Below are 11,622 nucleotides of genomic sequence, written 5' to 3' on the forward strand. Positions count from 1 at the left end.
GTCCGTCAACATCCACTCGCGGGCGGGAAACCCCGTCGTCCTCAGGGCTGACGGGCGTCATCCCGAAGGAGTACAACCCGGGCGTCGGTGGTGCGTCCCGGCCTTTCGGCACGTCGTGACCGAACAGGAAATGCCGCTGCCCCGCGGTCCGCCCTTGTCAGGATTCCAGGAGGCCGCGGTCGTAGGCGGTGGCGACGGCTTCGGCGCGGCGGCTGGCGCCGAGTTTGGCCATGATGCGGGAGAGGTGGACGCTGACGGTCTTCTCGCTGATGAAGAGCTCCTCGCCGACCTCGCGGTTGGTGCGGCCGAGGGCGACGAGGGACAGGACGGAGCGCTCGCGAGGGGTGAGGAGGTCGACGGTGTCGCGGGGGACGGCGTCGCCGAGCTGGATGCGGGAGCGGCGGGCCAGGTCGCCAAGAGCACCGACCAGAGGCGCAGCTCCGAGGCGCTCGGCGGACTCGGCGGCGAGGCGGAGCTGCTGGGCGGCCTCGTCACGGGCGTCGTCGGCGAGGAGGGCGGCGGCGAGGCGCCAACGGGCGAGGGCACGTTCGTAGCTGTGGCCGTAGCCGAAGGCGTCGACGACACGACGCCAGGCCTGGGGATCGCCGGTGCCGTCGTCGAGACGGGTGATCTCGGCGGCGAGGCGTAGCTGCCAGGCGAGGCCCTCGGGACCGAGCTTTCCGCTGCGGGGACGGGACTTCGCGGCGACGGAGCCGAGTTCTATAAAGCGGGCGGCGGAGTCCAGCACGGAGGACTCCGGATCACGACGGCGACGGTCGCGGCGGGCGACGTCGGCGGCGGCCGAGACGCCAAGGGCGGCAAGGCGTATCTCACCGGTGAGGCCGGGCTCCATGGCCTCCAGGGCGTCGAGGCCGTCCTGGGCGGCGGCGACGGCGAGGTCGGGGCGGCCACGCCAACCGTGCAGCTCGACGGCGGCGGCGGTGCAGAACAGGGGCAGCTGGAAGTCGCGGCGCCATTCGGGACGGAGCCGCTGGAGCAGCACCTCGGCCTGGTCGAGACGGCCGGAGCCGACCTCGGTGAGCAGGCCGGAGGCTGCGACGATGGCGGTGCCGAGGTTGGCCACGGGATCACCGGGCAGCCGGGCGGCCTCGGCGCTGCCGGCCCAGTCGCCGGCGACGTAACGGGCGACGGCCAGCAGCGCGCGGAGCTGGAAACCCGAAGGGCTCCAGGACAATCCGTTCTTCTCGGAGCGGCGCAGGCCCTCGGAGAAGACCTTGGCGGCCTCGCCGATGAGGCCCTGCTCGTAGCGGTTGACGCCCAGGTTGAACCAGGCCCGCAGCTCGACGTTGAGGGCGCCGGCCTCGATGGCGCGGTCCCGGGCGATGATCAGACGGGAGCAGGCGTCGTCGACGAGGCCGTCCTTCTCGTCCATGACGGCGACGGTGATCAGAACGTCGGCCTCGGCGCTGCGGGAACCGGTCTGCACGGCGGAGTTGAGGGCGTCCTCGGCGGCGGCGCGGGCGCCGGGCCGGCAGACGGCGCGCATCATGCGGGCCCGAACGGCCATGACCCAGGCCCGGTTGACGGACTCGGGCTGATCGTGCACGAGCTCCCACGCCTCGTCGATGACGCCGGCGGCCTCCTGCTCGCGCCCGTCCAGATTGGCCACTGCCATGGCCAGGCGGCGCAGGGATTCGATCTTGGCGTCATCGGAGGAGATGCGCACGGCCTGGCGGGCGAAGGCGATGCCCCGCTCCAGCTCGCCGGCGCTGATGGCGAACATGCTGGCCATCTTGGTCAGCTTCACCTCGGTGACGCCGGCATGCGACTCGGGATCGGCGACGGCGGGCCAGATCTTCAGGGCCTGTTCGGTGTAGTGCAACGCATCGGAGGGCGCGCCCGCGTCGTCGGCCTCGCTGGCGGCCTGCACGGAAGCGGCCAAGGCCTGCGGAAGGTCGTGGCTCTCCATGCTGTGGTAGGCCAGTTTCGCCGCGTTGCCACGCATTCCCGGCTCGGTCTTGATCAGCTGGGCGTACGCGGCGTGCAGCCGAACTCGTTCCCCCGGCAGGAGATCGGTGTAGATGGCCTCGCGCAGGAGGGCGTGCCGAAACGCGTAGTGCTCGTTCACGTCGACCAACACGTTGTGCTGCACGGCTTCCCGCAGCGCGTCCTCCAGCTCCGGCGGGGCCATGCCGGCGACCTCGTGCAGCCGCGCGTACTGAACCCGCCGGCCGCCGGCGGAAGCGGCCCGCAGCACCTGCTGCGCCGCCGGGCTGAGGCGTTCGATCCGGGCCAGCAGCACATCGGCCAACGCCGTGGGCACGCCGGGATCGTCGCAGCCGCAGTCGACGCTGCTGGCCAACAACTCCTCGGCGAAGAAGGCGTTGCCCTCGGAGCGTTCCGCGATGCGCTGCACCTGCACGTCGGTGAGGTCGTCGTCGGCCAGGGCCCGAACGAAGGCGGTGGCGTCGGAGGCGTTGAACGGCGTCAGGTCGAGGCGCTCCACCGCGGACAGCCGGACCAGCTCCGCCAGCACGGGGCGCAGCGGGTGGCGTCGATGCAGTTCGTCGGCACGATAGGTGACGGCGACGAGCAGGCGCTGCGAGCTCAACCGGGACAGCAGGAAGGTCAACAGGTTCCGGGAGGACGAGTCGGCCCAGTGCACGTCCTCGACCATGAGCAACACCATGCGCTCGGCGGAAAGCTCGGCCAGCAGGCTGTGCACGGCGTCGAAGAGCTGGAGCTGCCCCAGCTCCGCGTCGTCCTCACGGCTGAGCGGCTTGACCGCCAGGTCCGGCAGCAGCCGGGCCAACGCCGGGCGGCTGTGCAGGGCCTCCGGGCGGTCACCCCGCAGCTGCGCCAGCACGTCGGCGAACGGCAGGTACGGCAGGCCGGCCCCGGATCCGACGCACCGTCCGATGAGGACCAGTGCGCCGTCCTGCTCGGCCGTCGCCGCCAGGTCGGTCAGCAGCCGGGTCTTGCCCACGCCGGCGTCCCCCGACACCAGCACGGCCCCGGCCTGGCCCTGATCGGCGCGCGCGAGGGCGGCACGCAGGCGGGTGATCTCCGCGCTGCGTGCCACCAGCGGAATTCCGGATCCCAGGCGCGGCACGGTGGGCATGGTCGCACACCTCAGGCCGCGTGGCGGGCCGCTTTCGGGTCATGGTCGTCACTCGCGCGGTGCCGCCGGAACAGCCGGGGCAGCCGGATCGGCGCGTGCTCGGCGATCGGCCGCGCCAGCTCCCTGGCCCGCGCCTGCCGGTACTCGACCTCGGCCCGGATCGACTCCGGGGCGCTGTACTCCAACATCGCTTCCTCCTCATCGGTTTCCGACAAGGTGGAGAGTTGCCCTGAGGCCGGCCCCCGGGCATCGGACGAACGCCTACCCGATCCCTTACCCGGAGGGCGTGACCCCGCCTAAGCCCGAGGTAAGGCCCTTACACCCCGGCGAGTCACGCTCTCAGGCAGTGCGAATGTCGGTTTCGAGCAGACCTGACACCGCAGGCTCAGTTCTGCTCAAAACCGTATTTCGGTGTGCCGGAGAGCGTGACTCGCGGGGGTTCAGGCGGGGGTTCTCACGGAGACGCGGGCTCTGGCCAGCCTTGCGCGGACGCCGTCGGCTTCGGGGGCGCCGAGGTCGGTCAGGACCGACAGGGAGCGCTGCCAGTGGGGCAGGGCCTGCTGGTCGCCGAGGTTGTCGAGGGCCTGGGCGATGCGGTCGTGGGCGATGCCCTGGTGGTAGACGCTGCTGGCCTCGACGGCGACCTCCAGCGCCCGCTTGGCGGCGGTCAGCGCCTCGGCACCCTCCCCCAGCGCGATGAGCGACTCGGCCAGGGTGCTCAGGCCCGCGGTCTCGCCGACGGTGTCCCCGAGCTCCCGGTAGATCTCCATCGCGGCCCGCAGCTGCTGCACGGCCTCGGTGTGCCGCTGCTCCCCCGCGTACAGGCAGGCCAGGTTGTGCAGGTTGTTGGCCTCGGCGAACTGGGAGCCGGTGCGCTTGCTGATCTCGGCCGCCCGCAGGTACTGCACCTCGGCCTCGGCCGTGCGGCCGGTGGAGGTGAGGATGTTGGCGATCGAGGTGTACGCCCGCGCCTGCCATTCGCCGTGGCCTTGCCGCCGGCTCACGGAAAGCGCTTCCCGTTCCGCCTCCAGCGCCTCGTCGAATCGCTCGTGCAGCGTCAGCACCACGCCGAGGTTGTGCAGAGTGACGAACTGCGCCAACGGATCCTTCAACCGGCGCACCACGGGCGTCGCGGCCTCGTGCGTGGTCAGCCACGAGTCACGGTCGGCCAGCAGCCAGAACAGCCGGCTCAGCGTGTACGGCAGCTGCCACGCGTGCACGGACCAGCCGTGCGTCACGGCGTACGCGGCGGCGGCCAGCAGGTTGACCCGCTCCGCCTCCAACCACGCCATGGCCGTCGCCGACGAGTCGATGACGGGAATCTCGGCCGGCACGTGCGAGGGCGAGATCTTGACGTTGCCTCGCGTGATCGGCAGCAGCCCGTCGGCCAGGTCGGCGCAGTACAGGTAGTAGTCGAGCATGCGACCGGCCACGGTCCGCCGCTCGTCCTCGCTCAGCTCCTCGCCGGCCAAGGTCACGCAGTACGCGCGCACGAGGTCGTGCGGCATGAACCGCCCCGGCTCGGTCACGGTCAGCAGGTGCGCCGCCTCCAGCAGGTCCAGCGCACGCACGGCGTCGCACAGCCGCACCTCGGCCAGCGCGGCCACCATGTGCGGCGTGATGTCGTGACCGGGGTGCAGGCCCAGCAGCGCCAGCAGCCGTGCCGGCAACGGCGGCAGCGCGCGGCGGGAGGCGTCGAAGGCCGACCGCACGGCACTGGCGCCGCCCTCCAACCCCAGGGCGGCGAGCCGCCCCTGCTCGTCGTTCAGCTCCGACACGAGCGCGGCCACGGGCTGCCGTGGCGCGACGGCCAGCCGCGCGGCGGCGATGCGTAGGGCCAGCGGCAGCCGGTCGCACAGCGACGCCAGCCGGGCCACCTGCGCCGGCTCCTCGCGCAGTCGCGCGCTGCCGGCGATGCGACCGAGCAGGTCCACGGCGTCGGCGTCGCTGAGCAGGTCGACGTCCAGCAGCTTGGCGTCGGCGTGCGCGACCAGCCCGTCCAGCCGGCGCCGGCTGGTCACCAGCACGCAGCAGCCCGAGCCGGCCAGCAGCGGCATCAGCTCGTCGGAGCCGCGCGCGTTGTCCAGCACGATGATCATGCGGCGGTCCGAGACCAGGGTGCGGAACAGCGCCGACCGCTCGTCCACGGTCGACGGCACCTCGCCAGCGGCCACGCCCAGCGCGCGCAGGAAGCGCCGCAGCACCTCGTTGGCGTCCAGCGGATCCCGCTGCGGGTCGTATCCGTGCAGGTCGACGTGCAGTTGGCCGTCGGGGAAGTCACCGCGCACGCGGTGCGCCCAGTGCACGGCCAGCGCCGTCTTGCCCACGCCGGCCGGCCCGGTGATGGCCACGACGAGGCCGGACGGCGTCTCGGCCCGCAGCTCGTCCAGCCGGTCGAGCAGGTCGTGCCGGCCGACGAAGCTGGCCGGATCCGGCGGCAGCTGCCCGGGCACGGCCGCCTGCACGACGATCTGCGGCCGCTGCTCGCCGTTGACGGTCAGGTCCTCACCCGCGAGCACGGCCTGGTGCAGCCGCTGCAGCTCCGGGCCGGGCTCCACGCCCAGCTCGTCGATCAGGATCTCGCGGGCCGTCCGGTACGTGGCCAGCGCCTCGGCCTGCCGGCCGGTCTGGCACAGGGCCCGCATCGTCATGCCGTACAGGCGTTCTCGTAGGGGGTACTCGTCCACCAGCCGGGTCAGCTCGGCCACCACGTCGGCGCCGCGGCCCAGGGCCAGCCGCAGATCCGCGCGTTCCTCGAGCACGGTCAGCCGCTGCTCCACGAGCCGGCTGCGCTCCACCTCCGCGAACAGCCCGGGCAGCCCGCCCAGGGGGTCGCCCCGCCACAACGCGACGGCGGCGTCCAGCTCCTCGGACGCGGCGGCCAGGTCGCCGGCGGCGCGAAGGCGGGCGGCGGCGCTGGTCCGGGTGTCGAACACGTCCAGGTCCACCCACGACGGGTCCAGCCGCAGCCGGTAGCCGTCGCCGGCCGATCTGAGCAGGTCTCCCTGCTCACGGCTGGCCCGGCGGGGCTCCAGCGCCCGGCGCAGGCCGGCCACGTAGGTGTGCACGACGTTGACCGCGCTGCTCGGGGCGCTCTCGCCCCACAGCGCGTCGATGATCTGGTCCCGGCCCACGACTGTGTTGCGCCCCAGCACCAGGGCCGCGAACACGACCCGCTGCTTGGGCGCCCCCAGCGCCACGTCCTGGCCGTCCCGGCTGGCGCGCAGCGCGCCCAGCACCTCGAACCACCAGGTTGATCCACCGTCCGACAAGCGATCAGTCCTCCAGGCCGCCACCACGTGCGGCGATCGAAGCCTAATCGGGCCTCCAGACGTACTCCAGAGGTTGTGTGGACGGTTCAGTAATCATTGTTACCAGTTCCACCCGATGGAACCACTCGGGAGAACCACCCGGAGCCCGCAAGCTCCCCACAGACGACGCGGGCCGATCGATGTGCAGAGGGCAACAGCCCGCGGCGGCGGAACATCGATCGGTTCGCGTCCCCCATCACCGGCCCCGGACGCGCGCCTTCGTCCGAGGCCGTTGGGCACGCCGTGGGGCGGTGTCCCCACGGCGCCTACGTCGTCAGTCCCGCCGGAAGCCGTCGCGGCTCGCGGTGCTCAGGAAGCGGCGCCAGCTCGACTCGCCGAGCAGCAGCGAGCCGCCGGCCGGGTTCTTCGAGTCTCGGACGGCCGTGTCAGCGCCGGCGAAGGCGATCTCCACGCAGCACACGTCGCGGGGACCGCTGTAGCTGCTCTTCCGCCAGGTCAGCTCGGCCTGGGTTTCGATCACGACAGCACACTCCTTGGTTGCAGCCCCTCGCCCGCCGCCTGCCGCACGGCCCGGCCGGGGCTAGTCGAATTGACCGGCCGCGTCCGCGATGAAGGCCACCGAGTCCTTGGGGCTCAGCCCCGCGGCCACCAGATGCCCCCACAGCATCGAGTAGTAGTCGACCTCATCGGCGTTCTCCTGGAACGTCCCGTCGACCGTGCCTTCGACGTAGACCACGTCGCGGTCGGCGGGATCGGGGAATTCCATGATCACGAATGACGCGCCCATACCGGGGTACGAGCGGTGCGCGAAAGGGATCACCTGGAAGGTGACGTTCGGTCGGGTGGACAGGTCCACCAGGTGTTCCAGCTGGGTCCGCATGACGTCGGGGCCGCCGACCGGACGCCGCAGCACGCTCTCGTCGAGCACGAACGAAACCCGGGGCGGGTCGTCGCGATCCAGGATCCGCTTGCGCGTCAGGCGCATCGTGATCCGGCGTTCCGCCTCGTCCGGCGACATGTCCGGCGCACCCTCGGCGATCAGCGCCCGGATGTAGGCCTCGCTCTGGGCGAGTCCGGGCACCAGCATCGCGTTGTAGGTCCGCAGGATGGCCGCCTCGGCCTCGAAGCCGAGGAAGGCTCCGCGGCCGACGTCGCCGAAGGATTCCCACCAGCCCTTGATCCTGGCCTCGCGGGCGATCTGCACGAGATACTCGCGCTGTTCCTCCGGCACCCCGTAGAGCAGTAGCATGTCGCGCACGTCCCGGGGTGTTACCCCGACCCGCAGCGTCTCGATGCGACTGATCTTGGACGGCGAGCACTCCAATTTCTCGCCGACGTCCTCGATGGTCAGCCCGGCCGCCTCTCGCAGCCGGCGCAGCTCACTGGCGAGACGACGCTTGCGAACCGTGGGGCTCGGTTGCATGGTCACCTGTCAACCGCCTTTCGCACGAAACTCAGTGTGGAACGGGACTTGAGGGCCGGCAAAGGCCTGTCATCCAATCGTGTAGTGCAACTTGCAGAAACCCTCCGGCCGGTCGCAGGCTGCTAGCCAACACGCCGCTCCGGGGATGTCAGCGGGTGCCACCCCACCAACAGTGGAAGGACCAAGGATGACCGAGTTCACCGGACGTCGTTGGGACATCGCCTGCCTGGACGCGCTCGACCGGAAGCGGCAGGTGCAGGTGTGGTCCTGCCCCGGCCGGATCGTCATGATCTCACCGCCCGCCGAGACCTCCACCCTGTCCATCGCCGAGGCGACCCAGCTCCGCAAGAGCCTGGAGCGCGCCATCGAGGAGGCAACCGCCCTGCTCGTGAACAAGGTGGGGTGACCCCACCCCATGCCCACCAGCGTGTTCAGTCAACTCGACAAGTCCCTGCACGAGCATTTGTCCGACCTGATGCGACTGGCCGCCAAGGCTGACGACCGTACCGCGGTCGGCCTGGCCCGGGCCGAACTACCCCGCATGGTGACCGCGCTCAAGGCGTTGCTGGACGAGCACCAGCCCGACGAGAACGGCCGCTGCCCCACCTGCCGCACCCGCCGCTTCAGCCGGCGCCTGCCCTCGCCGTGCCGCGCCTACCTGGCCGCGCACCTGTGCCTGACGATCACCCGCGACGAGGACCGGGTGGCCAGGTCGGAGACGAGCGGCCGCCGCCCGAACCACCTGCGCAGCGCCGGTTAAGGGTCAGCCGGCAGCACTCCCCCCAGACGACACGGACCCCGAGTCCGTGGTCGAGCCGGGTGGCGCTTCACCCCCGTACGCCCCCTCCCCGCGCCACCCGGGACACGCACGCGATCCCCGCCCCACTCCCAGAATCCATCGCCGGGCGGGGATCGGGTGCGTCTACTCGATCTTCACTCGATCGAGTGAAGAAGCCTTGCCGGAGCACGGATTCCGGTTCGCCTCGCCGCTCTCGCCGTCGACACCGTCCGGCCACCCGAGCGACCGATCGAGGCCCTCGGCAACGGCGATCCCCGCTCTTGAGTTGCGGCACCGCCGAGTTCCACATAGCCGACGTGCGCCGTCCGCCGTCACGGCCGTGACCGGCCTGACGTGAGCCTTCCTCGAACACCGGTTCCCTACCCGAGCCGCACTCGACACTGGGCACACGCCAGCTCCACCTCGGCCACACTCGGGCTTGTTCACATCCTGGAACGACCCGCCGCCCGATTGCCGCAAGGTGATCACGCGACGTGACGCGATATCGGGCAGCCCGGCCGGATGCTCACCCGATCGAGCGTGACCGTGACCACTTCCCCACGCGGAGCTGAGGGTAAAGTAATATTTACATTCCGTTGACCTCAGTTAGGGGTAACTCTCGGCATCATGGAGGTCACGGAAACACCAGCCACCGATTCCTGGGGAGTAACACCTTGACCGTCTCCGAGGAGCGCTCGAAGAAGTCGCACGCGGGTGAGCACACGACCGCGGGTCCTCCCGCGGGCAGCCTGCGCTCGGTGCTGCGCTTCGACCTACCTGCATCCTTCGTGGTCTTCCTGGTGGCGGTCCCGCTGTCACTGGGCATCGCGGCCGCCTCCGGCGCGCCGCTCATCGCCGGCCTCATCGCCGCCGTCGTCGGTGGCATTCTCGGCGGCCTGATCAGCGGGGCCCCGCTCCAGGTCGCGGGCCCGGCCGCCGGCCTCACGGTCATCGTGGCCGGGCTGGTCGCCCAGTTCGGCTGGGCCGCCACCGCCGCCATCACCGTCGGCGCCGGCCTCGTGCAGATCCTGCTCGGCCTGAGCCGGGTCGGCCGCCTCGCGCTGTCCCTGTCGCCGGCCGTGGTGCACGGCATGCTGGCCGGCATCGGCGTCACCATCGCCATCGGCCAGCTGCACGTCATGCTGGGCGGTGCCAACCAGGGCTCCGTCCTGACCAACCTCATCGAGCTTCCCGGCCAGATCATCGGCCTGCACCCCGGCGCGCTGCTGGTCGGCGCGCTGACCATCGCGGTGATGGTGCTGTGGCCGAAGCTGCCCCGGGTCAACGTCGTCCCGGCGCCGCTGATCGCGGTGGGCGCGGGCACGGCCGTGGCGGCGGGCTTCCAGCTCGACCTGGCCCGCGTGTCGCTGCCGTCGGACATCATCAACGAGGTCGTGCTGCCGCAGCTGCCCAGCGGGCCGGTGCTGGCGATCATCGGCGGGGTGCTCACCGTCGCGCTGGTGGCCAGTGTCGAGTCGCTGCTGTCGGCCGTGGCCGTGGACAAGCTGCACGACGGCCCGCGGGCCAACCTGGACAAGGAGCTCGTCGCGCAGGGTGTGGCCAACACCGTGTCCGGCGCGCTGGGCGGCCTCCCGGTGACGGGCGTGATCGTCCGCAGCTCGACCAACGTGGCCGCGGGCGCGAAGTCCCGCTGGTCCACCATCCTGCACGGCCTGTGGATGCTGCTGGCCGTGTTGCTGCTGGCCAGCGTGCTGCGGCAGATCCCGATGGCCGCGCTGGCCGCCGTGCTGATCGTGATCGGCGTGCGGCTGGTCAGCGTCGCGCACATGAAGCAGCTGTGGCGGCACCGGGAAATGGTCGTGTACGCCGCGACCCTGCTCGGCGTCATCGCGTTCGGCCTGGTCGAGGGCGTGCTGGTCGGCCTGGCCGTGGCGCTGGTCCGCGCGTTCTACCGCCTCACTCATTCCACTGTGGACGTCGCGAACGAGGACGGCCGCTGGTACGTCGGCGTCCGGGGCTCGCTGGTGTTCCTCGGCGCGGGCCGGCTCGTCCGTGAGCTGCGGGCGATTCCGTTGCGCGAGAGCGTGGTCCTGGAGCTGCACGTCGACTTCATGGACCACGGCGTGTTCGAGGCGATCAACGACTGGCGCATCGGGTACGAGCGCACCGGCGGCCAGGTGCGCGTGGACGAGGTGCTGGACAGCTGGTACCACCGGGCCATCGGCGGCCGGCCGGCGCGACGCAAGTCGGTGCGCCCGAACGTGCCGCCGCGCTGGTTCGCGCCCTGGTCGCACTGGCAGCAGACCGAGCCCCTCGACGTCGAACTGCCGGCGCAGGCCCAGAACTCCGACCACCTCATCGCCGGCATCCGGGCGTTCGAGAAGCACGCGGCGCCGCTGGTCCGCCCGTTCCTGAGCGACCTGGCCGAGCACGGCCAGAAACCGCAGCAGCTGTTCATCACCTGCTCGGACTCGCGCGTGCTGCCCAACCTGTTCACCAGCAGCGGCCCCGGCGACCAGTTCAGCCTGCGCAACGTCGGCAACCTCGTGCCCGGTTTCGGCGAGGACGCCTCGGTCGGCTCGGCCATCGAGTACGCCGTCGACGTGCTGGGCGTGCGGGAGATCGTGGTCTGCGGTCACTCCGACTGCGGCGCCATGAAGGCCGTGCTGGCCCAGTCGGTGACCGGGCCGTCGGCGCTGCACGACTGGCTCCGGTATGCCGAGCCCAGCCTGCTGCGGCTGGCCGCCACCGTCGGCGAGGACGCCGAGCTGCCGGCCAACGAGCGGCTCTGCCTGGCCAACATCGGGCAGCAGCTGGAGAACCTGCTCAGCTACCCCAACGTCGCCGCGGCCGTGGCGGCGGGCAAGGTGCGCCTGGTCGGCATGTACTTCGAGATCTCCAGCGCCAAGGTGTTCCTGCTCGACGCGGACCGTCGCGCCCTGCGGGACATCACGGTCTGACACCGGGAGCCGGCGGCGCGGACGTCAGCCGCCCGCCCGCTCTCCCGGCCCCGTTATGCAGGGAAGGACGCCTTACCCTCGTTGAACGAGGGTAAGGCGTCCTTCCCTGCATCAGGGCGAAGCCCCGAAGGTGGCGCGGTCCCCTC

Annotated in this window: 8 protein-coding genes; 3 read left to right on the top strand and 5 right to left on the bottom strand. The window is 71.4% G+C overall.

Going from position 1 to position 11,622, the window contains the following annotated elements; all coding sequences use genetic code 11:
- Positions 1 to 157: 157 nt before the first annotated feature.
- The 5 genes from AB0M73_RS26830 to AB0M73_RS26850 form a co-directional block, all read right to left on the bottom strand.
- The gene (locus tag AB0M73_RS26830) at positions 158 to 3,082 is read right to left on the bottom strand and encodes an AAA family ATPase (RefSeq protein ID WP_363895631.1); all 2,925 of its coding nucleotides are present in this window, start codon (positions 3,080 to 3,082) and stop codon (positions 158 to 160) included.
- A gap of 11 nt (positions 3,083 to 3,093) precedes the next feature.
- Complete coding sequence (locus tag AB0M73_RS26835; protein WP_363895634.1) at positions 3,094 to 3,270, bottom strand: hypothetical protein; 177 nt, start codon at positions 3,268 to 3,270, stop codon at positions 3,094 to 3,096.
- Positions 3,271 to 3,522: 252 nt separating this feature from the next.
- Positions 3,523 to 6,354, bottom strand: a complete 2,832-nt coding sequence (locus tag AB0M73_RS26840; protein WP_363895637.1) for a BTAD domain-containing putative transcriptional regulator — start codon at positions 6,352 to 6,354, stop codon at positions 3,523 to 3,525.
- A 313-nt stretch (positions 6,355 to 6,667) separates the two neighbouring features.
- Positions 6,668 to 6,874, bottom strand: a complete 207-nt coding sequence (locus AB0M73_RS26845; protein ID WP_043723223.1) for a DUF397 domain-containing protein — start codon at positions 6,872 to 6,874, stop codon at positions 6,668 to 6,670.
- Between the two features lie 60 nt (positions 6,875 to 6,934).
- Complete coding sequence (locus tag AB0M73_RS26850) at positions 6,935 to 7,777, bottom strand: helix-turn-helix transcriptional regulator (RefSeq protein ID WP_043731819.1); 843 nt, start codon at positions 7,775 to 7,777, stop codon at positions 6,935 to 6,937.
- Between the two features lie 187 nt (positions 7,778 to 7,964).
- On the opposite strand from AB0M73_RS26850, the gene AB0M73_RS26855 reads away from it, so the two are divergent.
- From AB0M73_RS26855 to AB0M73_RS26865, 3 genes are all read left to right on the top strand, one after another.
- Positions 7,965 to 8,183: a hypothetical protein gene (locus tag AB0M73_RS26855; protein ID WP_052395784.1), complete on the top strand. Its 219-nt coding sequence runs from the start codon at positions 7,965 to 7,967 to the stop codon at positions 8,181 to 8,183.
- A gap of 9 nt (positions 8,184 to 8,192) precedes the next feature.
- Positions 8,193 to 8,537 carry a hypothetical protein gene (locus AB0M73_RS26860; RefSeq protein ID WP_363895641.1) on the top strand — a complete coding sequence of 115 codons (345 nt, stop codon included), beginning with the start codon at positions 8,193 to 8,195 and terminating at the stop codon, positions 8,535 to 8,537.
- Between the two features lie 692 nt (positions 8,538 to 9,229).
- Positions 9,230 to 11,476, top strand: a complete 2,247-nt coding sequence (locus AB0M73_RS26865) for a bifunctional SulP family inorganic anion transporter/carbonic anhydrase (RefSeq protein ID WP_363895644.1) — start codon at positions 9,230 to 9,232, stop codon at positions 11,474 to 11,476.
- Positions 11,477 to 11,622 lie beyond the last annotated feature (146 nt).

Origin of the sequence: Kutzneria sp. NPDC051319 (genome assembly GCF_040682195.1) — a bacterium.
Lineage (GTDB): Bacteria > Actinomycetota > Actinomycetes > Mycobacteriales > Pseudonocardiaceae > Kutzneria.